This window comes from Sphaerotilus uruguayifluvii, assembly GCF_013294065.1.
Classification (GTDB): Bacteria; Pseudomonadota; Gammaproteobacteria; order Burkholderiales; family Burkholderiaceae_C; genus Sphaerotilus; species Sphaerotilus uruguayifluvii.
Genome location: NZ_JABSNM010000012.1, coordinates 1 through 26,984, shown reverse-complemented (window position 1 = coordinate 26,984; position 26,984 = coordinate 1). Strand labels below are relative to the sequence as shown.

Annotated in this window: 25 protein-coding genes and 1 pseudogene; 11 read left to right on the top strand and 15 right to left on the bottom strand. The window is 70.0% G+C overall.

The window, feature by feature from the left end:
• Positions 1-39: 39 nt before the first annotated feature.
• Entirely contained in the window at positions 40-1,101 is a 1,062-nt protein-coding gene (gene pyrC / locus HNQ01_RS13825; protein ID WP_173806039.1) for a dihydroorotase, read from the bottom strand.
• 64 nt (positions 1,102-1,165) lie between these two features.
• A complete protein-coding gene (locus HNQ01_RS13820) occupies positions 1,166-2,119 on the bottom strand; it encodes a LysR substrate-binding domain-containing protein (RefSeq protein ID WP_173806038.1) in 954 nt (317 codons plus the stop codon).
• Between the two features lie 289 nt (positions 2,120-2,408).
• Between HNQ01_RS13820 and HNQ01_RS13815 the strand changes: the two genes are divergently transcribed.
• Positions 2,409-2,810: a hypothetical protein gene (locus tag HNQ01_RS13815; protein WP_173806037.1), complete on the top strand. Its 402-nt coding sequence runs from the start codon at positions 2,409-2,411 to the stop codon at positions 2,808-2,810.
• Here HNQ01_RS13815 and HNQ01_RS13810 read toward each other — a convergent pair.
• Positions 2,807-4,642 carry an ABCB family ABC transporter ATP-binding protein/permease gene (locus HNQ01_RS13810; protein ID WP_173806036.1) on the bottom strand — a complete coding sequence of 612 codons (1,836 nt, stop codon included), beginning with the start codon at positions 4,640-4,642 and terminating at the stop codon, positions 2,807-2,809. The genes HNQ01_RS13815 and HNQ01_RS13810 overlap by 4 nt on opposite strands.
• 167 nt (positions 4,643-4,809) lie before the next feature.
• On the opposite strand from HNQ01_RS13810, the gene HNQ01_RS13805 reads away from it, so the two are divergent.
• The gene (locus HNQ01_RS13805; protein ID WP_286180821.1) at positions 4,810-5,196 is read left to right on the top strand and encodes an acyl-CoA thioesterase; all 387 of its coding nucleotides are present in this window, start codon (positions 4,810-4,812) and stop codon (positions 5,194-5,196) included.
• Here HNQ01_RS13805 and HNQ01_RS13800 read toward each other — a convergent pair.
• The 7 genes from HNQ01_RS13800 to HNQ01_RS13770 all read right to left on the bottom strand — a co-directional run bounded on the left by HNQ01_RS13800 (position 5,103) and on the right by HNQ01_RS13770 (position 13,563).
• Positions 5,103-5,975 (bottom strand): SGNH/GDSL hydrolase family protein, encoded by an 873-nt coding sequence (locus tag HNQ01_RS13800; protein ID WP_173806034.1) that lies wholly within the window; start codon positions 5,973-5,975, stop codon positions 5,103-5,105. The two genes, HNQ01_RS13805 and HNQ01_RS13800, sit on opposite strands and share 94 nt — an antisense overlap.
• A gap of 23 nt (positions 5,976-5,998) precedes the next feature.
• Complete coding sequence (locus HNQ01_RS13795) at positions 5,999-6,772, bottom strand: enoyl-CoA hydratase (RefSeq protein WP_173806033.1); 774 nt, start codon at positions 6,770-6,772, stop codon at positions 5,999-6,001.
• 105 nt (positions 6,773-6,877) lie between these two features.
• Entirely contained in the window at positions 6,878-8,077 is a 1,200-nt protein-coding gene (locus tag HNQ01_RS13790) for an acetyl-CoA C-acyltransferase (RefSeq protein WP_173806032.1), read from the bottom strand.
• A 22-nt stretch (positions 8,078-8,099) separates the two neighbouring features.
• On the bottom strand, positions 8,100-10,502 hold the full coding sequence (locus HNQ01_RS13785) for a 3-hydroxyacyl-CoA dehydrogenase/enoyl-CoA hydratase family protein (protein WP_173806031.1): 2,403 nt from the start codon (positions 10,500-10,502) through the stop codon (positions 8,100-8,102).
• A 45-nt stretch (positions 10,503-10,547) separates the two neighbouring features.
• On the bottom strand, positions 10,548-11,000 hold the full coding sequence (locus HNQ01_RS13780; protein ID WP_173806030.1) for a DUF2147 domain-containing protein: 453 nt from the start codon (positions 10,998-11,000) through the stop codon (positions 10,548-10,550).
• Between the two features lie 14 nt (positions 11,001-11,014).
• A complete protein-coding gene (locus HNQ01_RS13775; protein ID WP_173806029.1) occupies positions 11,015-12,817 on the bottom strand; it encodes an acyl-CoA dehydrogenase C-terminal domain-containing protein in 1,803 nt (600 codons plus the stop codon).
• 95 nt (positions 12,818-12,912) lie between these two features.
• Positions 12,913-13,563, bottom strand: a complete 651-nt coding sequence (locus tag HNQ01_RS13770; RefSeq protein ID WP_173806028.1) for a TetR/AcrR family transcriptional regulator — start codon at positions 13,561-13,563, stop codon at positions 12,913-12,915.
• 214 nt (positions 13,564-13,777) lie between these two features.
• On the opposite strand from HNQ01_RS13770, the gene HNQ01_RS13765 reads away from it, so the two are divergent.
• Both HNQ01_RS13765 and HNQ01_RS13760 read left to right on the top strand, forming a co-directional pair.
• Complete coding sequence (locus HNQ01_RS13765) at positions 13,778-14,335, top strand: HNH endonuclease (RefSeq protein WP_173806027.1); 558 nt, start codon at positions 13,778-13,780, stop codon at positions 14,333-14,335.
• A gap of 26 nt (positions 14,336-14,361) precedes the next feature.
• Complete coding sequence (locus HNQ01_RS13760; protein WP_173806026.1) at positions 14,362-14,850, top strand: outer membrane lipoprotein; 489 nt, start codon at positions 14,362-14,364, stop codon at positions 14,848-14,850.
• Between the two features lie 9 nt (positions 14,851-14,859).
• Here HNQ01_RS13760 and HNQ01_RS13755 read toward each other — a convergent pair whose 3' ends face one another.
• Both HNQ01_RS13755 and HNQ01_RS13750 read right to left on the bottom strand, forming a co-directional pair.
• Entirely contained in the window at positions 14,860-16,134 is a 1,275-nt protein-coding gene (locus tag HNQ01_RS13755) for an O-acetylhomoserine aminocarboxypropyltransferase/cysteine synthase family protein (protein ID WP_173806025.1), read from the bottom strand.
• 70 nt (positions 16,135-16,204) lie between these two features.
• Positions 16,205-17,545 (bottom strand): DUF3422 family protein, encoded by a 1,341-nt coding sequence (locus HNQ01_RS13750; RefSeq protein WP_173806024.1) that lies wholly within the window; start codon positions 17,543-17,545, stop codon positions 16,205-16,207.
• Between the two features lie 231 nt (positions 17,546-17,776).
• On the opposite strand from HNQ01_RS13750, the gene HNQ01_RS13745 reads away from it, so the two are divergent.
• From HNQ01_RS13745 to HNQ01_RS13725, 5 genes are all read left to right on the top strand, one after another.
• A complete protein-coding gene (locus HNQ01_RS13745) occupies positions 17,777-18,067 on the top strand; it encodes a co-chaperone GroES (protein WP_173806023.1) in 291 nt (96 codons plus the stop codon).
• A gap of 69 nt (positions 18,068-18,136) precedes the next feature.
• Positions 18,137-19,780, top strand: a complete 1,644-nt coding sequence (groL, locus tag HNQ01_RS13740; RefSeq protein ID WP_173806022.1) for a chaperonin GroEL — start codon at positions 18,137-18,139, stop codon at positions 19,778-19,780.
• A gap of 306 nt (positions 19,781-20,086) precedes the next feature.
• Entirely contained in the window at positions 20,087-20,515 is a 429-nt protein-coding gene (locus tag HNQ01_RS13735) for a pilin (protein WP_173806021.1), read from the top strand.
• Positions 20,516-20,602: 87 nt separating this feature from the next.
• Positions 20,603-21,034, top strand: a complete 432-nt coding sequence (locus HNQ01_RS13730) for a pilin (RefSeq protein ID WP_173806020.1) — start codon at positions 20,603-20,605, stop codon at positions 21,032-21,034.
• Between the two features lie 116 nt (positions 21,035-21,150).
• Positions 21,151-22,911 carry an O-antigen ligase family protein gene (locus tag HNQ01_RS13725; RefSeq protein WP_173806019.1) on the top strand — a complete coding sequence of 587 codons (1,761 nt, stop codon included), beginning with the start codon at positions 21,151-21,153 and terminating at the stop codon, positions 22,909-22,911.
• Here HNQ01_RS13725 and moaC read toward each other — a convergent pair.
• Positions 22,902-23,384 (bottom strand): cyclic pyranopterin monophosphate synthase MoaC, encoded by a 483-nt coding sequence (gene moaC, locus HNQ01_RS13720; RefSeq protein WP_173806018.1) that lies wholly within the window; start codon positions 23,382-23,384, stop codon positions 22,902-22,904. The genes HNQ01_RS13725 and moaC overlap by 10 nt on opposite strands.
• A 92-nt stretch (positions 23,385-23,476) precedes the next feature.
• Here moaC and HNQ01_RS13715 point away from each other — a divergent pair, with 92 nt between their 5' ends.
• Entirely contained in the window at positions 23,477-25,066 is a 1,590-nt protein-coding gene (locus tag HNQ01_RS13715) for a M48 family metalloprotease (RefSeq protein WP_173806017.1), read from the top strand.
• Positions 25,067-25,091: 25 nt separating this feature from the next.
• Here HNQ01_RS13715 and HNQ01_RS13710 read toward each other — a convergent pair whose 3' ends face one another.
• Positions 25,092-25,448, bottom strand: a complete 357-nt coding sequence (locus tag HNQ01_RS13710; protein ID WP_173806016.1) for a phage holin family protein — start codon at positions 25,446-25,448, stop codon at positions 25,092-25,094.
• Between the two features lie 341 nt (positions 25,449-25,789).
• Between HNQ01_RS13710 and HNQ01_RS13705 the strand changes: the two genes are divergently transcribed.
• Positions 25,790-26,752: a TerC family protein gene (locus tag HNQ01_RS13705; protein WP_173806125.1), complete on the top strand. Its 963-nt coding sequence runs from the start codon at positions 25,790-25,792 to the stop codon at positions 26,750-26,752.
• 112 nt (positions 26,753-26,864) lie between these two features.
• On the opposite strand, the pseudogene HNQ01_RS13700 reads toward HNQ01_RS13705, so the two are convergent.
• Positions 26,865-26,984, bottom strand: a pseudogene (locus tag HNQ01_RS13700) (succinate--CoA ligase subunit alpha); the annotation flags it as partial.

Here is a 26,984-nt window from a genome sequence, read left to right as displayed (position 1 = left end):
GTCTTCTCAAGAGCCCGGCGCCCCACAGCCTCGGCTGTATCAGTCGGCCAGACGCCAGTTCACCGTCTCGCCGCCGCACAGCGGCTTGAGCTCGGCGTCGCCGTAGGGCACGGTCTCGGGCAGCTGCCAGGGCTCGCGCCTGAGCGTGATCGTGCCGGCGTTGACCGGCAGGCCGTAGAAGGCCGGGCCGTGCAGGCTGGCGAAGCCCTCCAGGCGGTCGAGCGCGCCGGCCCGCTCGAAGGCCTCGGCGTAGAGCTCGATGGCCGACAGCGCGGTGTAGCAGCCGGCGCAGGCGGCGGCGTGCTCCTTCAGGTGCGCGGCGTGCGGCGCGCTGTCGGTGCCCAGGAAGAACTTCGGGCTGCCCGAGGTGGCCGAGGCCACCAGCGCGCGGCGGTGTTCCTCGCGCTTGAGCACCGGCAGGCAGTACCAGTGCGGGCGCAGGCCGCCGGTGAAGATGGCGTTGCGGTTGTAGAGCAGGTGGTGAGCCGTGATCGTGGCGGCCATGTTCGGGCCGGCCTCGGCGACGTACTGCGCCGCCTCGCGGGTGGTGATGTGCTCGAAGACGATCTTCAGCTCGGGGAAGGCGTCGCGCAGCGGCTCCATCACCTGCTCGATGAAGCGCGCCTCGCGGTCGAAGACGTCGACGGACGGGTCGGTCACCTCGCCGTGCACCAGCAGCAGCAGGCCCTCGCGCTGCATCATCTCCAGCGTCGCGTGGGTCTTGCGGATGTCGGTGACGCCCGCGTCGCTGTTGGTGGTGGCGCCGGCCGGGTAGAGCTTGAGCGCGACGACGCCGGCCTCGCGGGCCCGGCGGATCTCGTCGGGCGGCGTGTTGTCGGTCAGGTAGAGCGTCATCAGCGGCTCGAAGTCGACGCCGGCGGGCACGCAGGCGCGGATGCGGTCGCGGTAGGCCACGGCCTGCGCGGCGGTGGTCACCGGCGGCTTCAGGTTGGGCATGATGATCGCGCGGCCGAACTGGCGCGCGGTGTGTGGCACGACCGCGGCCATCGCGGCGCCGTCGCGCACATGCAGATGCCAGTCGTCGGGGCGGGTCAGCGTCAGCGACGCGGCGGCGGTCGGGGGGAGGGCGGTCGTGTTCATCACCCGGGATTTTCGCCCAGGATGGGCCGCCGGCGCCCGACCGGGGTCGTGGACGAAGGCCGGATCAGCCGCCCGGCGCCTGCAGCCGGCGCTGCAGGTCCAGCTTCAGGAAATCCCACAGCGCCTGCGCGGCGGGCTTGTTGTGGCGCGACACCTCCGGGCGCTCGCGGTACAGCCGCACCTCGATCGTCACCTCGAAGGCCTGCTGGGCCTGGCGCGGTCCGGCCGGCACCAGCCGGCGCGCGCTGACCTCCTTGCGCACCGAGCTGGCCGGCAGGAAGGCCAGGCCGTGGCCCTCGAGCGCCATCGCCTTCAGTCCCTCGGCCATGTCGGTCTCGTAGATCGGATCGAGATAGAGCGCGTCGCTGGACTGCTTCAGCAGCAGGTCGACCATGCGGCCCAGGTAGGCGCCGGAGGCGTAGCCGAGATAGGGCACGCGGTCGTTCTGGCGGCCGGGCAGCCGGAACAGCGGCTCGCCGTCGCTGCCGGCACGCGCGTAGGGCGCCAGCGTCTCGGTGCCCAGGCTCAGGTGCTCGTAGCGCTGCGGGTTGAGCTGCAGCGGCTGCGAGGCATGGTGATAGGCCAGCAGCAGGTCGCAGGAGCCCTCGGTGAGCTGCATCACCGCGTCATGCACGTTCATGCCGACCAGCCGGCTCTTGAACGCGCCGAAGCGCTGGCGCAGTTCCATCACCCAGTGCGGGAAGAAGGTGAAGGCCAGCGAGTGCGGCACCGCGAACTCGATCATGTCCTGGCTGGAGGTCTGGTGGCCGCGCATCAGGTTGCGCGCGGCCTGCAGGCTGCCCAGGATCTCCAGCGCCTGCGGCAGCAGCGTCTGGCCGGCCGAGGTGAGCCGCGTCGGGTAGGACGAGCGATCGACCAGGTCGATGCCGGCCCAGGCCTCCAGCGCCTGGATCCGGCGCGAGAACGCCGGCTGCGTCACATGCCGCAGCTGGGCCGAGCGCGAGAAGCTGCGCGTCTCGGCCAGGCTGACGAAGTCTTCAAGCCATTTGGTCTCCACCGCTGCAGTGTAGCGGGGCGACCCCGGGCCCGCAGCCTGCGGACAGCCCTTGCACCGTCGATGTGCATCGTTTGCGGGAAAAGACTTCCGCGCGTGATTTGGGTTGGATCGTTCCTGAAATGAAGTCAGTTCCCCATCCGTATCGGGGGGTGAGCTGACGGCATTCTGAAAAATCAGCCGGTTACCATGCTGGCCTGTCTGCCGTAATCGAAAAAAACGCCATGCGCCGCCTGTCCAGGGGATGGGGTGCGCGGACCGACGCGATGCGCTCTCTCAAGCCTTGGGGATGATGAAGATGGTTGCTTTCACGAAGGCCCGCGCGGCCGCCGGCGAGGACGCCGGCCTGTCGCGCCTGCCGGACGATGCGGCGCAGGTGCCGCCATTCGGCCTGCTGCTGCGCCATCCGGTCAGCGGGCAGGAACGGTTCGTGCCGCTCGGCTATTCGCGCCGCGTGCTGCTGCTCGGGCCGCTGGCCCTGGCGGGGCGGGGCGACTGGGCGCTGGCGCTGGTCTGCGTCGTGCTGCCGGTGCTCGGACAGGTCCTGCTGGCCCCGACGGCCAACAGGCTCCACCTGAAGCGGCTCATCCGTGCCGGCTTCCGTGCGGTCAGCACCGAGCCGGGACGGATCAGCCTCGCCGAGTGGCGCCTGGGCATGCAGATCCCGCGCTACACCGGCCGGCGCGCCGCCTAGCCGTTCGCACCGACTTCGCCGGCCTCGCCGGCCCGGCCCTGCTGCTGCAGGCGCCACATCCGCGCGTAGACGCCGTTCTTCTCCAGCAGCTCGGCGTGCGTGCCCTGCTCGGCGATGCGGCCGTGCTGCAGCACGACGATGCGGTGCGCGTCGACCACGGTGCTCAGGCGGTGCGCGATCACCAGCGCGGTCTTGCCGCGCGCGGCGCTGGCCAGCTCGGTCTGGATCGCGCGCTCGTTGGCCGAGTCCAGCGCCGAGGTCGCCTCGTCGAAGATCAGGATCGGCGGGTTCTTCAGCAGCGTGCGCGCGATCGCCACGCGCTGCTTCTCGCCGCCGGAGAGCTTCAGGCCGCGCTCGCCCACCGCCGTCTCGTAGCCCCGGGGCTGCGCGGCGATGAAGTCGTGGATGTGCGCGGCGCGGGCGGCGGCCTCGACCTCGGCCGGGCTGGCGCCGGGGCGGCCGTAGGCGATGTTGTAGCCGATGGTGTCGTTGAACAGCACCGTGTCCTGCGGCACGATGCCGATGGCGCGGCGCAGGCTGTCCTGCGTGACCTCGCGGATGTCCTGGCCGTCGATGGTGATGCGGCCCTGCGGCACGTCGTAGAAGCGGTAGAGCAGGCGCGCCAGCGTGCTCTTGCCCGAGCCCGAGGGGCCCACGACCGCCACCGTCTGCCCGCCGGGAATCTCCAGGCAGACGTCATGCAGGATGGGCCGTTCCGGGTGGTAGGCGAAGCCGACGTGCTCGAAGCGCACCGTGCCCTGCGCGATCTTCAGCGCCGGTGCTCCCGGCCGGTCGGCGACCTCGCGCTCGCGCTCGAGCAGGCGGAACATGCGGTCCAGGTCGGTCAGGCTCTGCTTGATCTCGCGGTAGAGCACGCCCAGGAAGTTCAGCGGGATGTAGAGCTGGATCAGCAGCGCGTTGACCATCACCAGGTCGCCCAGCGTCAGCGCCTTGGCCACCACGCCATCGGTGGCGCGCCACAGCATCGCCACCAGGCTGGCGGCGATGACGAGCTGCTGGCCGGCGTTGAGCAGCGACAGCGTGCCCTGCGACTTGATCTGCGCGCGGCGGTAGGCGTCCAGGCCCTCGTCGTAGCGGCGCGCCTCGAAGGCCTCGTTGTTGAAGTACTTGACCGTCTCGTAGTTCAGCAGCGCGTCGACCGCGCGCGCGTTGGCCTTCGAGTCCAGCTCGTTCATCTCGCGGCGGAAGCGGGTGCGCCACTCGGTCACGCCGATGGTGAAGGCGCCGTACAGCAGCAGCGCCGCCAGCGTGATCCAGACGAAGCCCAGGTCGAAGCGCGTGCCCAGCAGCGTCAGCACCAGCCCGAGCTCGACCAGCGTCGGCACGATGGTGTAGAGCGAGTAGCTCACCAGCGACTGCAGCGCGCGGGTGCCGCGCTCGATGTCGCGGCTCATGCCGCCGGTCTGGCGCTCGAGGTGGAAGCGCAGGCTCAGCGCGTGCAGGTGCTCGAAGGCCTCCAGCGCGATGCGCCGCGCCGCGCCGTGCGTCGCCTTGGCGAAGACCAGCTCGCGCAGCTCGGTGAAGACGGTGGTCGAGAAGCGCAGGCCCGCGTAGCCCAGCAGCAGGCCCAGCGGCACCACCACCAGCGCGCGCGGATCGCCCGCCGGGATCGAGAGCTGGTCGACCAGCGTCTTGAGCAGCACCGGCACGCCGACGTTGGCCGCCTTGGCCGCGACCAGGAAGACCAGCGCCAGCGCCATGCGCAGCCGGTAGTCCCAGAGATAGGGCACCAGCCGGCGCAGCGTGGCCCAGTCGCTGCGGGGCGGCGCGTTCGGTTCGTTCGGGGCGGGATCCAGGGTGGCGCGGCGCATCGTGAGGGGGCTCGGTGGCGAGGGACAATAGCGGCGAGGTGAAACCGATGAGTGTGACTGAAACGAAGACTTCCTGCCCTGACCCGCTCGACCTGTCCGGCCTGGGCGAGCCGCCCGGCCTGGGCGGACGGCCGGGCTCGCACCGGCGCGAGCTGGTGCTGCGGGTGATGCCGATGCCGTCGGACGCGAACGGCAACGGTGACATCTTCGGCGGCTGGATCATGGCGCAGGTCGACATCGCCGGCGCGGTGCTGCCGGCACGCATCGCGCGCGGGCGCATCACGACGGTGGCGGTCAACCAGTTCGTCTTCAAGCAGGCGGTCTCGGTCGGCGACCTGCTGAGCTTCTACGCCACCGTGACCCGGGTCGGCACGACCTCGGTGACGGTGCACGTCGAGGTCTATGCCGAGCGCAACCCGGCCGATCCGCATGTGGTCAAGGTGACCGAGGCGAACGTGACCTATGTGGCGATCGACCGCGACGGCCGGCCGCGGCCGCTGCCGCCGGTCACGCCGGCTCCGGTCACGCCGGCTCCGGCCGCGACGGCGGGCTGATCCAGCGCCGGTGTCACCGGCCAGTCGGCGGCGATCTGCGCCGCCAGCGCCTCGGCCCAGCGGCGGTACAGCGCCGGGCCGGGGTGGAAGCCATCGGCGGCGAGCAGCTCGGCGGCGCGCTCGGTGGCCGGATCGAAGGGCGGCTCGACATGCAGCCGCGCGCCCGAGCCGGCCGCCCACTGCCGCAGCCCGTCGTCGAGCCGGCGCGCCGAGCGCCCGAGCATGGCGCGCAGCGGCTGCGGCAGGCCGGCCGCGTGCTCGAGCGGCGGCACCGCGGTCAGCACCAGATGCCGCACGCCGGCGAGCTCGCGCGCCTGCCGCTCGAGCGCGTCGAGCTGGCGCAGCCAGCGCGCCGGCGAGGTCATCGCGATCGCGTCGTTGACGCCCAGCGCGGTCACCAGCACGTCGGCGGGCGGCAGCCGCCCCTGTCCGGCCAGCGTCGCCAGCGCCTCGGTCGCCTGCGGCGTGGTCCAGCCGCTCTGCGCCACCAGCTGCCAGGCCACCGGCGCGTGCAGCAGACGCGCCAGCGCCTGGCCGAGCCGGCCGGCCAGCGCCTCGTCCTGGGTCGCCGCGCCGACGCCGGCGCCGGAGGAATCGCCGACGATCAGCAGGCGCAGCCGCGGCATCGCGCTGCCGCCCTGGCCGATGCCGGCCAGGCCGAGGCGCGCGCCGGCCGCCTCGGGCAGCCGCACGGTGCGGCGGCGCACCTGCCGCCCCTGCCACAGCAGCAGCGGCGCAAGCAGCATCCGGGCGAGCGAGAACGGCAGCGGCGGCGGCATCGACGGCGTGCGCGGGCCCGGCCTCAGGCGAAGCGCGAGAAGTCCGGCTGGCGCTTCTGGAAGAAGGCCTGGAAGGCTTCCTGCGCCTCCGGGCTGCGCAGCCGGGCGGCGAACAGCTCGGCCTCGGTGGCGATGACCGCGCGCAGCTGCTCGCGCTGCGGCGCGCGCATCAGGCGCTTGCTCTCGCGCACCGCGCCCGGCGGCAGCTGGTTGAAGCGTTCGGCCACGCGCCGGGCCTGGTTGACCACCTCGCTGGCGGGCAGCACCGCGTTGGCCAGGCCGAGCTCGGCCGCCTCCGAGCCGGTGAAGGGATCGCCCAGCAGCAGCTTCTCGGCCGCGCGCATCGGGCCCAGGCGCTGCGGCACCAGCAGGCTGGCGCCGAACTCCGGCACCAGGCCCAGGCCGACGAAGGGCATCGCCAGCCGCGCCTCGTCGCTGACGTAGACGAAGTCGCAGTGCAGCAGCATCGTCATGCCGATGCCGATGGCCGCGCCGGTGACGGCCGCCACCACCGGCTTGTCGCAGTCGAGCAGCGCCTCCATGAAGCGGAAGACCGGCGAGTCCATGCCCTGCGGCGGGCGCTGCATGAAGTCCTCGAGGTCGTTGCCGGAGGTGAAGATGCCGGGCTGGCCGGTGATCAGCACCGCACGCACCGACGGCTCGGCCTGCGCGGCGCGCAGCGCCTCGGCCATCGCCTCGTACATCGCCAGCGTCAGCGCGTTCTTCTTCTCGGGGCGTGCAATCTCGATCGTGGCCACGCCGTTCAGCGTCGCGGTGCGGATGGTGGTGATGCTCATCGGAGTCTCCTGGGCAATCGGAAATCTTAAGCTGGAAAAGACAGCGGCCGCCGCATCCGACGGAAGCGGCGGCCAGCACGGGGCCGGCCGGAGCCGGCGAAAGGATCAGACGCGCTCGAACAGGCCGGCCGCGCCCTGGCCGGTGCCGACGCACATCGTCAGCATGCCGTACTTGAGCTGGCGGCGACGCAGTGCGTGCACCACGGTGGCGGCGCGGATCGCGCCGGTGGCGCCCAGCGGGTGGCCGAGCGCGATCGCGCCGCCCATCGGGTTGACCTTGGCCGCATCGAGCCCGACGGTGTCGATCACCGCCAGCGCCTGCGCCGCGAAGGCCTCGTTCAGCTCGATCCAGTCGATGTCGCCGAGCTGCAGCCCGGCCGACTTCAGCGCCGCCGGAATCGCCGCGATCGGGCCGATGCCCATGATCTCGGGCGGCACGCCGCGGCTGGCGAAGCTGACGAAGCGCGCCAGCGGCTGGAGGTTGTGCTCGCGCACCGCGCGCTCGCTGGCCAGGATCAGGGCGCCTGCGCCGTCGCTGGTCTGCGAGCTGTTGCCGGCGGTCACGCTGCCCTTGGCGGCGAAGACCGGCTTGAGCCTGCCCAGGCCCTCGAGCGAGGTGTCGGGCCGCGCGCCCTCGTCGCGGCTGACCGTGCGGGTGCTGACGCGCAGCTCGCCGGTGGCGAGGTCGGGCGTGCGCTCGGTGATCTCGACCGGCGTGGTCTCGGCGTCGAACTCGCCCGCCGCCTGCGCCGCCAGCGCCTTCTGGTGCGAGGCCAGCGCGAAGGCGTCCTGGCGCTCGCGGCTCACCTTCCACTGCTGCGCGACCTTCTCGGCGGTCAGGCCCATGCCGTAGGCGATGCCGACGTTCTCGTCGCGCTCGAAGATCGAGGGGTTGAAGCTCGGGCTGAAGCCGCTCATCGGCACCAGGCTCATGCTCTCGGCGCCGCCGGCGATCATCACGTCGGCCTCGCCGACGCGGATGCGGTCGGCGGCCATCTGGATGGCCGACAGGCCCGAGGCGCAGAAGCGGTTGACGGTGATGCCGCCGACCGTGTTCGGCAGCCCGGCCAGCAGCGCGCCGATGCGCGCCATGTTGAGCCCTTGCGGGCCTTCGGGCATCGCGCAGCCGATGATGGCGTCCTCGATCGCGGCCGGATCGAGCGTCGGCACCTGGGCCAGCGCGCCGCGCAGCGCCGCGACCAGCAGGTCGTCGGGGCGCGTGTTGCGGAAGAAGCCGCGGTGCGACTTGCCGATCGGCGTGCGGGTGGCGGCGACGATGTAGGCGTCTTGGAGTTGCTTGCTCATGTCGTGTGCTCCGTCGGCCTGCTCAGTTGCGAACCGGCTTGCCGGTCTGCAGCATGCCCATGATGCGTTCCTGGGTCTTGGGGTGTTCGAGCAGCGCGCAGAAGCGCTGGCGCTCCAGCGCCATCAGGTACTCCTCGGTCACGACCGTGCCGGCGTCGACCTCGCCGCCGCAGACCACCTCGGCGATCAGGCCGGCGATGTGATGGTCGTGCTGGCTGATGAAGCCGCCGTCGCGCATGCCCACCAGGCTGGCGCGGATGGTGGCGATGGCGCTGCGCCCGGCCACCGGGATCAGCGACTTCTGCGGCGGGCGGTAGCCGGCGTCGGCCAGCGCCCGGGCCTGGCCGAGCGCGACGTGCAGCAGCTCGTCCTTGTGCGCGACGATCACGTCCGCGTCCTGCAGGTAGCCGAGCTGGCGCGACTCCAGCGCGCTGGTGCCCACCGTGGCCATCGCGGCGGCCTGGAAGGCGTCCTTCAGGAAGGGCAGCAGGTCGGTGCCCGGCGCCGCTGCCGCCTTCTCGGCGGCGCGGCGCGCGATGTACGCCAGCCCGCCGCCGCCCGGGATCAGCCCGACGCCGACCTCGACCAGACCGACATAGCTCTCCATCGCCGCGACCCGGCGCGCGCAGTGCACCGCCAGCTCGCAGCCGCCGCCCAGCGCCAGCCCGCGCATCGCCGCCACCACCGGCACGCTGGCATAGCGCACCCGCAGCATCAGGTCCTGCAGCTTCTTTTCCTCGGGGGCGATGCCCTTGGCGCCGGCCTTCATGAAGACCGGCATCAGCGCTTCGAGGTTGGCGCCGGCCGAGAACACGTCGTCCGGCGACCAGATCACCAGGCCCTGGTAGCTCGCTTCGGCCAGCTCGACCGCCTTCAGCAGGCCGGCGGTGACGGTCGGGCTGATCAGGTGCAGCTTGCAGTCGATGCTGGCGATCAGCACCTCGCCGTCGAGCGTCCAGACGCGCACTTCCTCGTTGCGGAAGACCTCGGTGCCGCTCTTCAGCGCCGGCACCGCGTTCTCGCCGACCAGCGTCTCGGGGAAATGCTGGCGCTGGTAGACCGGCAGCGCCGGGCGGGGCAGATACGTGCCCTGCGCAGCCGACCACGAGCCCTCCGGCGTGTGCACGCCGCTGCGGCCGTCGAAGACCCAGTCGGGCAGCGGCGCGCTGGAGAGCGCCTTGCCCGCGTCGATGTCTTCCTTCACCCAGCCGGCGACCTGCTGCCAGCCGGCCGCCTGCCACAGCTCGAACGGGCCCTGCTGCATGCCGAAGCCCCAGCGCATCGCCAGATCGACCTCGCGCGCCGAGTCGGCGATCGAGCCCAGATGCACCGCCGCGTAGTGGAAGGCGTTGCGCAGGATCGCCCACAGGAACTGCGCCTGCGGATTCGTCGATTCGCGCAGCAGCTTCAGCCGCTCGGCCGGGGCCTTCTTCAGGATGCGGTCGATGATCGGCTCGGCCTTGGCGCCCGACGCGACGTACTCGCCCTTGACCGGGTCCAGGCGCTGGATGTCCCGGCCGACCTTCCTGTAGAAGCCCGCGCCCGCCTTCTGGCCCAGCGTGCCCTGCGCGATCAGCTTCGCCAGCACCGGCGGCGTGGCGTAGCTGGCGTGGAAGGGGTCGTTGCCGCGGTCCGGGCCGAGCTGCTCCTGCATCGTGCGGATGACGTGCGCCATCGTGTCGAGACCCACCACGTCCGCGGTGCGGAAGGTGCCGGAGCTGGCGCGGCCGAGCTTCTTGCCGGTCAGGTCGTCGACCAGGTCGTAGGACAGGCCGAACTGCTCGGCCTCGCGCATCGTCGACAGCATGCCGGCGATGCCGACGCGGTTGGCGATGAAGTTCGGCGTGTCCTTGGCGCGCACCACGCCCTTGCCGAGCGTGGTGGTGGCGAAGGTCTCGAGCTGGTCGAGATGGCGCGCCTCGGTGGTCGGCGTCGGGATCAGCTCGACCAGCTGCATGTAGCGCGGCGGGTTGAAGAAGTGGATGCCGCAGAAGCGTGGCTTCAGCGCCTCGGGCAGCGGCTCCGACAGCGCGGTGATCGACAGGCCCGAGGTGTTCGACGCCAGGATCGCGTGCGGCGCGATGTGCGGCGCGATCTTCTCGTAGAGCGCGTGCTTCCAGTCCAGGCGCTCGGCGATCGCCTCGATCACCAGGTCGCACTCGGCCAGCAGCGTCAGATCGTCCTCGTAGTTGGCGGCGCGGATGCGCGCGGCCTCGGCGGCCAGCCCCAGCGGCGCCGGCTTGAGCTTCTTCAGGTTCTCGATCGCCTTCTGGGCGATGGCGCTCTTCGGGCCGGGCTGGCCGGCGGGGGCGGGCAGGTCGAACAAGACGACCGGCACGCGCACATTGACCAGATGGGCGGCGATCTGCGCGCCCATCACGCCGGCGCCGAGCACGGCGACCTGGCGGACATTGAATCGACTCATGAGTGCTTCCTTGTCTCCGGGGAAATGTCGTCGCGGGGTCCGGCGTCAGTCGACGCGGACCCAGGTCTGCGTGCGGCCCAGCAGCGGCGCGCCGATGTAGCCGCGCACCTCCAGCCGCCGGCCGCCGTCGACCGGCTTCATGCGGACCTTGTAGGTCTTGCCGTTGTTCGGGTCGAGGATCTCGCCGCCGTCCCACAGCGCCGGGTCGGACGGGCTGGCCTTGACGCCGCGCACGATGCCCAGGCCGACGACTGGCTGGTCCTTGCGCTCGTCGCTGCATTTCTCGCAGCGCGCGTCCTGCTTGGCCGGGTCGAAGATCTTCTCGACCTTGGCCGAGAAGACGCCGCCGGCCTCGGTGATGCGCACCAGCGACTTCTCGGTGTGGCCGTCGTCGTCGATGGTCTTCCACAGGCCGGCGGGCGTGGCCTGGGCCAGCGCGTCCGGCGGCAGGCCGAGCGCGGCGCCGGCCAGCGCCAGCGCGATCAGGGAGCGTTGCATCGCGTGGTCTCCGTTCAGAACAGGGATTCGTCCATCGCCATCAGCGAGGCCGGGCCGGAACGCGCGGTGCGGATCAGCGAGGCGGTCTCGGGCAGCAGCCGGGCGAAGTAGAAGCGCGCGGTGTGCAGCTTGGCGCGGTAGAACGGATCGACCGCGTCGCCGTCGGCCCGGATGCGGTCGAGCGCCACCTGCGCCATGCGCGCCCAGAAGTAGGCGAAGACCAGATGGCCGACCACGCGCAGATAGTCCACCGCCGCCGCACCGACCTCGTCGGCGTTGCCGAAGGCCTTCATGCCCAGCTCGGTGGTGAGCTTGGTGACCTTGTCGCCCAGGTCGGCCAGCGGGTTGATGAACTCCTGCATGTCCTCGCGCACGCCGGCATCCTCGGCGAACTCGGCGATCCTGCGGCCGAAGGCCTTGAGCTTCCTGCCGTTGTCGGCCAGCACCTTGCGCCCGAGCAGGTCGAGCGACTGGATGGTGTTGGTGCCCTCGTAGATCATGTTGATGCGCGCGTCGCGCACGTACTGCTCCATGCCCCATTCGCGCACATAGCCGTGGCCGCCGAAGACCTGCATGCAGGCCGAGGTGGCGATCCAGCCGTTGTCGGTGAGGAAGGCCTTGACGATCGGGGTCAGCAGCGCGACCTCGTCGGCGGCCTCGCGGCGCACGTCCGCATCCGGGTGGCTCAGCTCCTTGTCGAGCATCAGCGCGGTGTGCACGCACAGCGCGCGGCCGGCCTCGGCGTAGGCGCGTGCGGTCAGCAGCATCCTGCGCACGTCCGGGTGCACGATGATCGGATCGGCCGGCTTGTCCGGCGCCTTCGGGCCGGTCAGCGCGCGCATCTGCAGGCGGTCCTTCGCGTAGTCGACCGCGTTCTGGTAGGCGACCTCGGTCAGGCCGAGCGACTGCATGCCCACGCCCAGACGCGCGGCGTTCATCATCACGAACATCGCCTGCAGGCCCTTGTGGGGCTCGCCCACCAGCGTGCCGACCGCGTCCTCGAGCACCAGCTGCGCGGTGGCGTTGCTGTGGATGCCCATCTTGTGCTCGAGGCCGGCGCAGAAGATGCCGTTGCGCGCGCCCAGGCTGCCGTCGGCCTCGACATGGAACTTCGGCACGACGAACAGCGAGATGCCCTTGGAGCCGGCCGGCGCGTCCGGCAGCCGCGCCAGCACCAGATGCACGATGTTGGCCGCCATGTCGTGCTCGCCGGCGGAGATGAAGATCTTCGCGCCGTTGATCCGGTAGGTGCCGTCGGCCAGCGGCTCGGCCCTGGTGCGCAGCAGGCCCAGGTCGGTGCCGCAGTGCGGCTCGGTCAGGCACATCGTGCCGGTCCACTCGCCGCTGGTGAGCTTGGGCAGATAGGTCGCCTTCTGCTCGGGCGTGCCGTGCGCGTGCAGCGCCTCGTAGGCGCCGTGCGACAGGCCCGGGTACATCGTCCAGGCCTGGTTGGCGCTGTTGAGCATCTCGTAGAAGCACTGGTTGACCACATGCGGCAGGCCCTGGCCGCCGTATTCGGGGTCGCAGCTCAGCGAGGGCCAGCCGCCCTCGACGTACTTCGCGTAGGCCTCGGCATAGCCGGCGGGCGTGCGCACCTCGCGGGTGGCCTTGTCGTGGGTGCAGCCTTCCTCGTCGCCGCTGCGGTTGAGCGGGAAGACCACCTGTGCGGCGAACTTGCCGCCTTCCTCGAGCACCGCGTTGACGGTGTCGACATCGACCTCGGCATGGGCCGGGATCTCCTTGAAGGTCTCGGTGACCTGGACCAGCTCATGCAGGACGAACTGCAGGTCACGCAGCGGAGGGACGTAGCGGGGCATCTGTGTCTCCTTCAGATCGAGAACAGTCGGAATCGGTCGACGGAACAGGGAGGCGCAGCCGGGATATCGGGAGGGGCCGCGCGGGGCTTCAGTCTTCAGCCGCTCGGTGCGGCGCGGTAGCGATCGAGCACGTTCAGGAAACCCTGCTCGGCGCGCTGCACCGCGCCGGGCGTGCGCAGGAAGCGCGCGTCGTGGTGCAGCGCCAGCACCAGCCCGTGCAGCTCGAACAGCATCTGCCGGGCATCGGTGTCGGCCCGCAGGTGGCCTTCCTCGCGCGCCATCGTGATCGAGCGCATCAGGCCGGTGTGCCAGGTGCGGACCATGTCGGCGAGCGCATCGCGCACCGGGCCGGGGCGGTCGTCGAACTCGACCGCGCCGCTGATGTAGATGCAGCCGGAGTCGATCTCGACGCTGACGCGCTTGAGCCAGCGCCGGTACATCGCCTCCAGTCGCGGCAGCCCGCGCGGCTCGCGCAGGGAAGGGTAGAAGACCTCTTCCTCGAAGCGGGCGTGGTACTCGCGGATCACCGAGATCTGCAGTTCCTCGCGCGAGCCGAAATGCGCGAACACCCCCGACTTGCTCATGCCGGTCGTCTCGGCCAGCAGGCCGATCGACAGGCCCTCGAGTCCCTTCTGCGACGCCAGGCTCAGTGCGGCATCGAGAATGGACGCGCGGGTCTGCTGGCCCTTGTGGGCGGCGCGGGAGCCGCTGCGGGCCGCACGGGAATCGACGGAGGTGGTGGTCACGGTCACAGGAAAACGAACGATCGTTCTATTCTGCTTGAAGTCCCCGTCACGGCAAGTCGGGGTGTCCCGAAAGTCCTAGAGTCGAAACTCTATTCCAGTTTGCCGTGCAGCGCGTCGCGAAGCCTCACGCCGCGACACGAGCCCTGACGCGGCATTGACCCACGATTGAAGTCGGCCGGGGCTCTGTTCTAAGCTCGGACGCAAGGACCTTGCCATGGATGTGCTGCAGCTCGATGTCTCGGGGCGCCCTCAGGCCTGGATTTCGCCGAAGGACGCCACCACGCTCTACGTCGGCGACGAAGTCGCCTGGACGATCGGCGAACCCTGCCTGGTGATGCGCGGCGGCATCCAGCGCGTCAGCGGGCTGCAGTCGCGCGTCGAGCTGCATCCGATCATCGCGGTGCGGGGCGCGGTGCCCAGCCGGGCCTGGCGCGAGGAGCCGGCGCTGTCCAATCCGAAGCTGTTCGCGCGCGACCGCCATGCCTGCGCCTACTGCGGCCAGCGCTTCCATCCGGACCACCTGACGCGCGAGCACATCGTGCCGACCTCGCGCGGCGGCGCCCACGGCTGGATGAACTGCATCACCGCCTGCCGCGGCTGCAACGGCCGCAAGGGCAACCGGCTGCTGCACGAGGCCGGCATGGAACTCCTTTACCTCCCCTACATTCCCAATCTGCACGAGGACATGATCCTCAAGGGGCGGCGCATCCTGGCGGACCAGATGGAATTCCTGCTGGCGAGCGTGCCGCGACACAGCCGTCTGCACGGCTGAGCTCCGAGATTCCCGGGATCCGAACCATGAAATCCGCTTTCCTCGCGGCGGCCGTCGCCGCCTCCCTGCTGCTGGGCGCCTGCAGCACCACCAGCCCCGACGTGATCCGTCCCGGCGACGCGCAGCGGCTGTCGACGGTGCAGGACGCGGTGGTGCTCAACGTGCGGCCGGTGGTCGTCGAGGGCCAGCAGAGCGGCGCCGGCGGCGTCTCCGGCGCGGTGATCGGCGGCATCGCCGGCGGCTCGGTGGGCGGGCGGCGCGATGCCGGCGTGGCCAGCGTGCTCGGCGCGGTGGCCGGCGCGGTGATCGGCAACTCGGTCGAGCGCTTCGGCACCCGCGAGGAGGCGGTCGAGATCCTGCTGCAGCTGCCCAGCGGCGAGCGCCGGGCGCTGGTGCAGGCCAGGGCGCAGGAGAGCTTCGTGCCGGGCGAGGCGGTGGTGCTGGTCACCACCGGCGGCCGCACCCGGGTGATGAAGGCGCCGACCGCCGCGACCGCGGCCCAGCCGGCGCGCTGAGCCGGCGGCTCAGGCCGCGTCGAGCGCCTGCGCCAGGTCGGCGATCAGGTCGTCGATGTGCTCGATGCCGACCGACAGGCGCAGCATGTCCTCGCTGACGCCGGCCTTCTTCAGCTCGGCCGCGTCGAGCTGGCGGTGCGTCGTCGAGGCCGGGTGCGTCGCCAGCGACTTGGCGTCGCCGATGTTGACCAGCCGGGTGAAGAGCTGGAAGGCGTCGAGCACGCGCGCGCCCGCCTCGCGGCCGCCTTCCTTCAGCCCGAAGCTGAGGATGCCCGAGGCGCGTCCGCCCATCTGCGACTGCACCAGCGCATGGTCCGGGTGCTCGGGCAGGCCGGCGTAGTTGACCCAGGCCACCTTCGGGTGATCGTCGAGGAAGCGCGCCACCGCCAGCGCGTTGTCGCAGATGCGGTCCATGCGCAGCGCCAGCGTCTCGATGCCCTGCAGGATCAGGAAGGCGTTCATCGGCGAGATCGCCGCGCCCATGTTGCGCAGCGGCACCACGCGGGCACGGGCGATGTAGGCCGCCGCGCCCAGCGCCTCGGTGTAGACCACGCCGTGGTAGCTGACGTCGGGCTCGTTCAGGCGCCGGAAGCGCGCCTTGTGCTCGGCCCAGGGGAACCTGCCCGAGTCGACGATCGCGCCGGCGACGCTGTTGCCGTGGCCGCCCATGTACTTGGTCAGCGAGTGCACGACGATGTCGGCGCCGAGCTCGATCGGGCGGCACAGCGCCGGCGAGGGCACGGTGTTGTCGACGATCAGCGGCACGCCGGCGGCATGCGCCACGTCGGCCAGCGCGCGCAGGTCGGTGACGTTGCCGAGCGGATTGCCGACCGACTCGCAGAAGACGGCCTTGGTGCGCTCGTCGATCAGCGCGGCGAAGGAGGCCGGATCGCGCGGGTCGGCGAAGCGCACCGTGATGCCCATCTGCGGGAAGGTGTGCGCGAACAGGTTGTAGGTGCCGCCGTACAGCGTGCTGGCCGAGACGATGTTGTCGCCGGCCTCGGCGATCGTCTGGATCGCGTAGGTGATCGCCGCCATGCCGGAGGCCAGCGCCAGCGCGCCGATGCCGCCCTCGAGCGCGGCCACCCGCGCCTCGAGCACCGACTGCGTCGGGTTCATGATCCGGGTGTAGATGTTGCCCTGCACCTTCAGGTCGAACAGGTCGGCGCCGTGCTGGGCGCTGTCGAAGGCGTAGGCGACGGTCTGGTAGACCGGCACCGCGACGGCCTTGGTGGACGGATCGGGCTGGTAGCCGGCGTGGACGGCCAGGGTCTCGAGCTTCATCGGCGAGTCTCCTCGTGTCGTGGGTGGGACGGGGAAAGGTGAGGGCCGGCGATTGTGCGTCGGCGTCTTTTCAGTGACCTTGCTCGGCGTGGAGCTTCTCGTGGATGCGCCGGTTGGTGCGCCACACGCCCCACAGCACCGCCGGGATCAGCGCACCGGCGACCAGCTCCGGGCTGATCGGCGCGCCGGCGACCTTGATCGCCTTGGCGCCGTAGTAGATCAGGCTCATCACGTAGTACGAGATCGCCGCGATCGACAGCCCCTCCACCGTCATCTGCATGCGCAGCTGCAGGTCCTGGCCGCGGGTGAGCTGCGCCAGCAGCTCCTGGTTCTGCGCCTCGGTGGCGATGTCGACGCGGGTGCGCAGCAGCGCGCTGGTGCGCTCGATGCGCTGCGACAGCCCGCCCAGGCGCTGCGAGATCGCCGCGACGGTGTGGATGGCGGGCGAGACCCGGCGCTGCATGAACTCGCTGATCGTCTGCGTGCCGGAGATCGGCTTCTCGCGCAGCTCCTGGATGCGCTGGCTGACGATGGCGTCATAGGCCTGGGTCGCGGCGAAGCGGTACTGGTTCTCGGCGGTGGCGCGCTCGACCCGCGCGGCCAGCGCCACCAGCGTGTCGAGCAGCTCCTGGTCGGTGGCGGCCTTGTTCTCGAGTCGCGCGGTGATCTCGGCCAGCCGCGACTCGGCCTCGGCCAGCATCGGCGACAGCGCCTTGGCCGCGGGCAGCCCGCGCAGCGCCATCATCCGGTAGGTCTCCAGCTCGAGCAGGCGCTGCGAGATGCGGCCCGCGCGCGTCTCGGTGGTGCGCTCCGGCGCGATCACCAGCATGTGCTCGAAGCCGTCTTCGCGCAGCCGGAACGAGGTCACCGCGATCGAGTGGCCGTAGGTCCCCATGATCGAGGCCACCACGCTGCGGCCGCCCAGCCAGCGCTGGCCGCGCCTGGCGGCTTCCGGCGCGTTGGCGATGTCGCCGATGACCATCGCCAGCTTGATCGCGGTGATGGTGCGTCCGGGAATCGCCGCCAGCCAGGCCGGGTCGATCGCCAGCGTGTCCAGCGCCGGATTCTCGGCCTCCAGGCCGGCGCCTTCGGGCAGGGCCTGCACGATCGAGTAGCGGGTGAACTCGCTGTGGCGCTCCCACTTCAGCGTGCAGTTCCCCAGGCGCAGGCGCACGAAGTGGTCGCGCAGCGCCTCCGGCGGCAGGTCCTGCTGGCCCGGCAGCAGGCGCAGGTGCGCCAGCTCCTGCTCGCGGCTGATGCCCTCGTTGAGCACCGCGACATAGACGACCAGCGCCGGCAGGCGGATGCGCGCGGTCGGGCGGGCGTGGACCTCGTTGTGCAGCAGCGCGCGCTGCGTGTCGTCGGGCGGCAGCGCGCTGCGTGCGGAGGAGGGCGGGGGAGCGTCGGTCATCGCGGGCTCGGAATCGGCAGAAGTGGACGGGCGGGCGAGTACTGCCCCTCGAGCGTAACGGGTTTCCGTGGGGTTTCTGGGGGCACCCCCTCTTGAAAGCCGCGATCGCGTTCCTATAATCAGTTCCGTTAGCACTCGCCAGTGGTGAGTGCTAGTGATCCCGGCGGTCCCTGATCGCCGGGACCCCACCTCATCTTCTGTCCGATCCAAGCTCTGTTTCTAGGAGTCGCCATGAACCTTCGTCCCCTGCACGACCGCGTGATCGTCAAGCGTCTGGAAAACGAGACCAAGACCGCTCTGGGCATCATCATCCCGGACAACGCTGCCGAGAAGCCGGACCAGGGTGAAGTGCTGGCCGTCGGCCCGGGCAAGCGCAACGACAAGGGTGACTTCGTCGCGCTGAACGTCAAGGTCGGCGACCGCGTGCTGTTCGGCAAGTACAGCGGCCAGACCGTCAAGGTCGACGGCAACGAGCTGCTGGTGATGCGCGAAGAGGACCTCTTCGCCGTGGTCGAGAAGTAAGCCGCCGTCAGGCGCCTTCTCCCGCACATCTCCCCCCATCCCAAGATTTCAAGTATTCGGAGTTAGAACATGGCTGCAAAAGACGTCATCTTCGGCGCAGACGCTCGTCACCGCATGGTCGAGGGCGTGAACATCCTGGCCAACGCGGTCAAGGTCACGCTGGGCCCCAAGGGTCGCAACGTCGTGCTGGAGCGCTCGTTCGGCGCCCCGACCGTCACCAAGGACGGTGTCTCGGTCGCCAAGGAGATCGAGCTGAAGGACAAGCTGCAGAACATGGGCGCGCAGATGGTCAAGGAAGTCGCTTCCAAGACCAGCGACAACGCCGGTGACGGCACCACCACCGCGACCGTGCTGACCCAGGCCATCGTCCGCGAAGGCATGAAGTACGTGGCCGCCGGCATGAACCCGATGGACCTGAAGCGCGGCATCGACAAGGCGGTCATCGCCCTGGTCGCCGAGCTGAAGAAGGCCTCCAAGCCGACCACCACCTCGAAGGAAATCGCTCAGGTCGGCACGATCTCGGCGAACTCCGACGCCGACGTCGGCGGCATCATCGCCGAGGCGATGGACAAGGTCGGCAAGGAAGGCGTCATCACCGTCGAGGACGGCAAGTCGCTGAACAACGAGCTCGACGTCGTCGAGGGCATGCAGTTCGACCGCGGCTACCTGTCGCCGTACTTCATCAACAACCCGGAAAAGCAGGCCGCGCTGCTGGACAACCCGTTCGTCCTGCTGTTCGACAAGAAGATCTCGAACATCCGCGATCTGCTGCCGACGCTGGAACAGGTCGCCAAGGCCGGCCGCCCGCTGCTGATCATCGCCGAGGACGTCGACGGCGAAGCGCTGGCGACCCTGGTGGTCAACACCATCCGCGGCATCCTGAAGGTCGTCGCCGTCAAGGCTCCGGGCTTCGGCGACCGCCGCAAGGCCATGCTGGAAGACATCGCCATCCTGACGGGCGGCAAGGTCATCGCCGAGGAAGTCGGCCTGACCCTGGAAAAGGTCACCCTGGCTGACCTGGGCCAGGCCAAGCGCATCGAAGTCGGCAAGGAAAACACCACCATCATCGATGGCGCCGGTGCCGAGGACGACATCCAGGCTCGCGTCAAGCAGATCCGCATCCAGATCGAGGAAGCCACCTCGGACTACGACCGCGAGAAGCTGCAGGAGCGCGTGGCCAAGCTGGCCGGCGGCGTCGCCGTCATCAAGGTCGGTGCTGCCACCGAAGTCGAGATGAAGGAAAAGAAGGCCCGTGTGGAAGACGCGCTGCACGCGACCCGTGCCGCCGTGGAAGAAGGCATCGTCGCCGGTGGTGGCGTCGCCCTGCTGCGCGCTCGCCAGCTGGCCGGCGAGATCAAGGGTGACAACGCCGACCAGGACGCCGGCATCAAGCTGGTCCTGAAGGCGATCGAAGCCCCGCTGCGCGAGATCGTGTCGAACGCTGGTGGCGAGCCGAGCGTCGTCATCAACTCGGTCCTGGCCGGTGCGGGCAACTACGGCTTCAACGCCGCCAACGACACCTACGGCGACATGATCGAGATGGGCATCCTGGATCCGACCAAGGTGACCCGCACCGCGCTGCAGAACGCCGCGTCGGTCGCCTCGCTGATGCTGACTACCGAGTGCATGGTCGCCGAGGCCCCGAAGGAAGACGCGCCGGCGATGCCGGGCGGCGGCATGGGCGGCATGGGCGGCATGGGCATGGACATGTGATCCTGCCGAGCCTGACCTGAGCTCGACAAGAAAGGGTGGCTGTCAAGCCACCCTTTTTTCATTTTTGCAAGCAGTTGAACGTGAAGCCGGACACGATGGCGGGTCGCTCCCCCGCGACCGGGTGACAAATCTTGTCCCGACCCCGCACGGGTTGACATTTCTTGGCCGCCGGGTCGACCCGATCGGCCAAGAAATGTCAGTCCATGAGCCGCATCAGCGGCTCCAGCCCCCGGTTGTTGCCGCTTTGAAGGCTGGCACGGAGTCTGCACATTGCTGCTCCGTCTACAGTCAACGGAGGATCCTTCCATGAAGCGCGTGCAACAAGGTTTTACCCTGATCGAACTGATGATCGTCGTGGCGATCATCGGCATCCTGGCCGCGGTGGCGCTGCCGGCCTACCAGGACTACACGGTCCGCGCGAAGGTCTCGGAAGGCCTGGGTCTGGCCTCCGGTGCCAAGACGACGGTGTCGGAAAATATTTCCAGCAACGGCGGCACGATCAATGCGACCGGCAACTGCTCGGGCGTGAACACCAATGTCGGCGGGCAGGTGAAGACGCTGGCCTGTGATGACACCACAGGGGCGATCACTGTGACGATGCAACCGACTGCTCAGTCGGTGGCTCTGACCCTGACGCCGAGCGTCAGTTCTGGCGGACCAGTTGCTTGGGCCTGCCAAGTCACAGATGCAGCCAAGAACAAGTTCGTTCCGTCGAACTGCCGCAAGAATTCCTGATACACAATTTGCGAATTACGGCACATTTTTCGTGAAACGTGCCGCACACTCTCGTTGATTTCTCCTCAATTTTCAGGAAGTAGTGTCATGAAAAGTATCCAGCAAGGCTTCACTCTGATCGAACTGATGATCGTTGTGGCGATCATTGGCATCTTGGCGGCGGTGGCGTTGCCTGCCTATCAGGACTACACAGTCCGCGCCCGCGTCACAGAAGGTCTTGGCTTGGCTTCTGGTGCCAAGACGACGGTGTCAGAGAACATCTCGAACAATGGCGGGACGATTGATTCTTCGGCCAAGAACTGTTCTGGAGTCAACACAAACGTGGGTGGCCAAGTTGATTCGCTGGCTTGCGCCGATGCGAGCGGCATCATCACAGTGACGATGAAGTCTACGGCACAGTCTGTCGCGCTGACCCTGACTCCTGCTGTGACTGATGGCGGCCCGGTCACTTGGACTTGTGTGGTGACCGATGCGGCCAAGAACAAATATGTTCCGTCGAACTGCCGCAAGAACTCCTGATCGCACTGGCACAATTCGGCCGAACTGACAGATGCAGATGCGCCTCCGGGCGCATCTGTCGTTTCAGGGGCACGGTCAGCGGGGAGGGCGGGGCGGCTCGCTATCATCGGCCCGCCATGACGTCGTCCTCCTCCGACCCGAGTCCCTTCGTTCCGCTGGCCTTCCTGGCCGTCGCGCTGCCTTTCCTGCTGGCCGGCAGCGCGCCGCCGACCTCGACCTACTTCAACCAGGTCGTCTCGTTCGGCGGCTGCGGGCTGTGGCTGATGGTGTGGGGGCTCAACACCCGGGTGGACACGCCCGCCTCGGCGGCCACGCGCTGGCTGCTGGGCGTCGGCGCGCTGCTGGTGGCGGCCACCGCGATGCCCGGGGCGCCCTGGGGCCAGCGGCTGCCGGTGCTGGCCTGCCTGGTGCTCGGGGGTGCGCTGATGCATGCGGTCGCGCAGGCGGTGCGCGACGGCCGCGGCCAGGCCTGGGTCGAGCCGCTGATGACCGCGCTGCTGGTGTCGGGCCTGCTCAGCGTCGTCGTCGGCCTGGTCCAGGTGTTCGCGCCGCAGATGGCCGACGGCCGCTGGGTCGCCTTTCCGACGACGCCGGGCCGCGCGATCGGCAACATGCGCCAGCCCAACCAGCTCTCGACGCTGCTGCTGTGGGCGGTGGCGGCGGCGGTGTGGCTGTCGGTGCGCGAGCGCCGTCCGGTGGCCATGCTGGCCGCGGTGGTGTCGACGCTGGTCTTCGGCGTGGCGATGACCGCCTCGCGCACCGGCATGGTCGGCGTCGGCCTGCTGGCGCTGTGGGGGCTGCTCGACGCTCGCCTGCCGCGCCCGGTGCGCTGGCTGCTGGTGGCGATGGTGCCGCTGTACGCGCTGAGCTGGATCGGCCTGGAGCAGTGGCTGTCGGCCCACGGCGTCATGTACTACGGCGACGACCAGATCAAGAAGACGCTGCACGGCGACGCCAGCAGCTCGCGCGGACGCATCTGGGCCAACACGCTGGCGATGATCGAGGCGCGGCCGTGGACCGGCACCGGCGTCGGCGCGTTCAACTTCGTCTGGTCGATGACGCCCTTCCCGGGGCGGCCGGTGTCCTTCTTCGACCATTGCCACAGCCTGCCGCTGCAGCTGGCGGTCGAGTCCGGGGTGCCGCTGACGCTCGCGGTGCTGCTGGGCACCGCCTGGGCCGGCTGGCGTGCCCGCGCCGCGCTGGGCGGCGAGGACGAGGAACGCGCCCGCGGCGCCCGCACCGCGCTGTTCATGCTGGTGATGGTCGGCGTGCACAGCCTGCTCGAGTACCCGCTGTGGTACGTCTATTTCCTGCTGCCGGCGATGATGATCGCCGGCTGGCTGAGCGGCAGCGTGCCGGTGCCGCAGGGCGAGCCGCGCGCCGCGCGCTGGGCTGCGTGGCTGTGGCCCTGGGTGTGGAGCGTGGCCGGCTCGTTCGCGCTGGTCGCCTCGGTCTGGTCGACGGTCGAGTACTGGACGGTGGCGGTGATCTTCGAGCCCGACCTGTCCTTCGGCGAGGTGCAGCCGCTGTCGGAGCGCATCGAGCGCGGCCGGCGCAGCGTCCTGTGGGGCCACCACGCCGACTACGCCCGCGCGACGATGGCCCGGTCGCCCGAGGAGGTCTTCGACTCCTTCGAGCGGCCGCTCTACCACCTCGCCGACACCCGGCTGATGATCGCCTACGCGAAGGCGCTGGCCGGTCGCGGCGAGACGGCGCGGGCCGCGCATGTCGCGGCGCGGCTGCGCGAGTTTCGCAATCCGATGTCGAGCGAGTTCTTCTCGGTCTGCGATCAGCCGCCGCGCCGGGGCGCCGAGCTGCCCTTCCAGTGCCGGCCCGATCCGGCGCTGCCGGCCGAGCTGCTGAAGCCTCAGCCCTGAGCGAGCCAGTCGCCGGACTTGCCGCCGCGCTTCTCGAGCAGGCGGATGTCGGTCATGACCATGCCCTTCTCGGCGGCCTTGCACATGTCGTAGATGGTCAGCAGGCCGACCTGGACGGCGGTCAGCGCCTCCATCTCGACGCCGGTGCGGCCCAGCGTCTCGACGGTGGCCTCGCAGTGCACCGCCGAGGCGGCCTCGTCGAGGCGGAAGTCGACCGCCACCCGGGTGATCGGCAGCGGATGGCACAGCGGCACCAGATCGGCGGTGCGCTTGGCGCCCTGGATCGCGGCGATGCGCGCGATGCCGATCACGTCGCCCTTCTTCGCCTCGCCGCGGGCGATCAGCGCCAGCGTCTCGGGCTGCATCCGGATCGTGCCGGTGGCGGTGGCGACGCGGTGCGTCGGGGTCTTGCCGGACACGTCGACCATGTGGGCCTGGCCGTGGGCATCGAAGTGGGTCAGCGGGGAGTTCATCGGCAATCGCAATCGATCAGCAGGGAGATACACGCGGGCAGTGGCGTGGCGGCATGATACGCAGCCCACGAAGCCTGCGAAGATGAACCACGATGCCTGAGCTGTCCTCGATGCGCGCGCCGCTGCTGGCGCTGCTGCTCGGCCTGTCGATGCCGATGGCGGCGCTGCCTCCGGCCCATGCCGCGAGCACCTCGCCGGCGCTGCCCTCGCTGGGCGACGCGGCCTCGGAGGACCTGACGGTCGGCGCCGAGCGGCGCCTGGGCGAGCGCATCATGAAGGAGATCCGGCGCGATCCCGATGTCATCGACGACGCGCTGCTGCAGGACTACGTCGACAGCCTGTGGCAGCCGCTGCTGGTCGCGGCGCGCTCGCGCGGCGACCTCTCCGACGAGGAGCGCGAGCATTTCGCGTGGCAGACCTTCCTGGTGCGCGACCGCACCATCAACGCCTTTGCGCTGCCCGGCGGCTATGTCGGCGTGCACCTGGGCCTGATCGCGCTGACCAGCAGCCGCGACGAGCTCGCGGCGGTGCTGGCGCACGAGATGTCGCACATCACGCAGCGCCACATCGCCCGCTCGGTGGCGACGAACCGGCGCCAGTCGATGCTCGGCGTGGCCACGCTGATCGTCGGCATCCTGGCCGCCTCGCGCAGCGCCGACGCGGCCAACGCGATGATCGCCGGCGGACAGGCGGTCGCGGTGCAGGGCCAGCTGAACTTCTCCCGCGACATGGAGCGCGAGGCCGACCGCATCGGCTTCGGCGTGCTCGACGCCGCCGGCTTCGCGCCCTCGGGCATGGCGATGATGTTCGACCGGCTGCAGGGGGCCTCGCGCCTGAACGACGGCGGCCAGTTCCCCTATCTGCGCAGCCATCCGCTGACCAGCGAGCGCATCGCCGAGGCGCGCTCGCGGCTGGGCGTGGCCAGCGGCGCGGCGGGCGCCGGCGCGGTGCCGCCGGAGCCGGCGCGCTGGCTGCATGCGGCGATGCAGGGGCGTGCGCGTGCGCTGATGGACAGCCGCAGCGAGACGCTGATGCGTCTGGCCGGCGGCGGCATTCCCGGCGCGGCCGCGGCGGCGAACACGCCCGAGGCGCTGTCGAGTGCCTGCGCGGCCGCGCTGGCCGCGACCCGGCTGAAGGACTGGCGGGTCGCCGACGCGGCACTGGCGCGTGCCCGCGCGCTGGCCGCGCCGCAGGGCCCGGCGGTGCAGCGTGCGGTGCAGGTGCTGCAGGTCGAATCGCTGCTCGAGCGCGGCCAGCCGGCGCAGGCCGCCAGCGTGCTGTCCGGCGGCGGCCTGCTCGACGGCACGCGTGCGGGCCTGCTGCTGGCGGCCCGGCTGGCGACGCAGCCGCAGTCCGACGTGACGCTGGCCGCGCGCACCCGCGAGGACATGCAGACCTGGGTGGCGATCCATCCCGGCGATGCCGGTGCCTGGCAGGCCTGGGCGCAGCTGGCCGAACGGCTCGGCCAGCCGCTGGCCTCGCTGCGCGCCCAGGCCGAAGCCCGCGCGGCGCTGGGCGATCTTCCCGGCGCGATCGACCGCCTGCGGGCCGGTCAGCGTCTGGCGCGTGGCAGCGGGGCGGTCGAGTCGGTGGAGGGCATCGTCATCGAGTCGCGGCTGAAGGCGCTGGAGCAGCAGCGCCGTGCCGAGATGGACCGCGAGCGCCGCGGCGAGGACGACTGAGTGCCGTGCCGCACGGCAGCATGTTTCAGTCCTCGTCGAACAGCCGCTGCAGCGCGCTGTCGATGACCATGCCGCACAGGCTGTACAGCAGCGAGGCGATCAGCGCCGCGCCGAAGCCGGCCACCTGCAGCCCGTCGACCATCCAGGCGGCGAACTGGAACACCGCCGCGTTGACGATGAACAGGAACAGCCCGAGCGTCACGATCGTGACCGGCAGCGTCAGCACCACCAGCAGCGGTCGCACGATCGCGTTGAGCAGGCCGAGGATCAGCGCCGCCACCAGCGCGGCGCCGAAGCCGCGCACCTCCATGCCCGGATAGAGGTGGGCCACCAGCAGCAGTGCGGCGGCGAGCAGGAACCAGCGGGCAAGCAGCTTCAGCATGATGCGTGACAGGATACACGCATCGCCAGACATCGGTACCGACGCGTTCAACCCCAGGGTTCGCGGGGAAAAGGCGGTTCACGGCAGAATCCGCGCATCGAAAGGGGAGTAGCAGGTGACCGCCCGGTCATCGCGACATCCCGTCAGTACGGCAAAGGGCCTGACCGCCTTTTGCCCGGGTTCGCGGACGGACGTTCCGCGCGGCGCCCGCCGCGTGTCCGTCGCAAGACCTTTCGGTACGGAGCGCCCTTCAGGGCCGCGCAGACCGTGCCGAAGGCCGCTCCAAGTCTCGTCATTCGTCGAACGACCTGATCGAAACCTGTGGAGTGCTGTTCATGCTGATGAATTCGATGGCGCCGGACTGGCTCTGGCTCTTCTTCGGGGCGGTGGTGCTGCTGGCCCTGTTCGTGGACTTCGTCGTGCTGCGCAAGCAGGGCGCTCACGAGGTGGGCGTCAAGGAAGCGCTGAACTGGTCGCTGGTCTGGGTGGGCTTGAGCCTGGCCTTCAACGGCCTGCTGTGGTGGGCCACCTGGCGCGAGCACGGCACCGAGATCGCCAACACGCGCGCGCTCGAGTTCCTGACCGGCTACCTGATCGAGAAGTCGCTCGCGGTCGACAACATCTTCGTCTTCCTGATGATCTTCACCTACTTCGCGGTGCCGCCGTCGTACCAAAAGCGGGTGCTGATGATCGGCATCATCGGTGCGATGGTGCTGCGCACGGTGCTGATCCTGGTGGGCGCCTGGCTGATCGCGCAGTTCCACTGGATCCTGTACGTCTTCGGCGCCTTCCTGCTGATCACCGGCATCAAGATGTGGTGGGCGGCCGGTCAGGAGCCTGACCTGGAGAGCAACCCGGCGCTGAAGCTGCTGCGTCGCGTGATGCCGGTCAGCAAGGGCTTCGACGGCGAGAAGTTCTTCACCGTCGAGAACGGCAAGCGCATCGCCACCCCGCTGCTGCTGGTCATCGCGCTGGTGGGCGTCACCGACGTGATCTTCGCGGTCGACTCGATTCCGGCGATCTTCGCGATCACCGGCGACCCCTTCATCGTGCTGACCTCGAACATCTTCGCGATCCTGGGCCTGCGTGCGATGTACTTCCTGCTGGCGGCGATGGCCTCGAAGTTCCACCTGCTGAGCTACGGTCTGGCGGTGATCCTGGCCTTCATCGGCACCAAGATGCTGCTGATCGACCTCGTGAAGATCCCGGTGTTCGCGTCGCTCGGTGCCGTGATCGGCATCCTGGCGGTGACGATGTGGCTGAGCGTGCGCACCGCGCCGAAGCTGCCGGCCGACAACGGCTGATTCCGCCTCCCGCCACGCCCGCGAAGGCGGGTGTCCACGAGCATCACAAGGCCCATGAAAAAGGCCGCCCCTCGGGGCGGCCTTTTTGTGCATGCGCAGAAAGGATCGCGGCTTACAGCAGCGACTTCAGGATGCGGCCCATTTCCGAGGGGTTGCGGGTGACCTTGAAGCCGCACTCTTCCATGATGGCGAGCTTGGCGTCGGCCGTGTCGGCGCCGCCCGAGATCAGGGC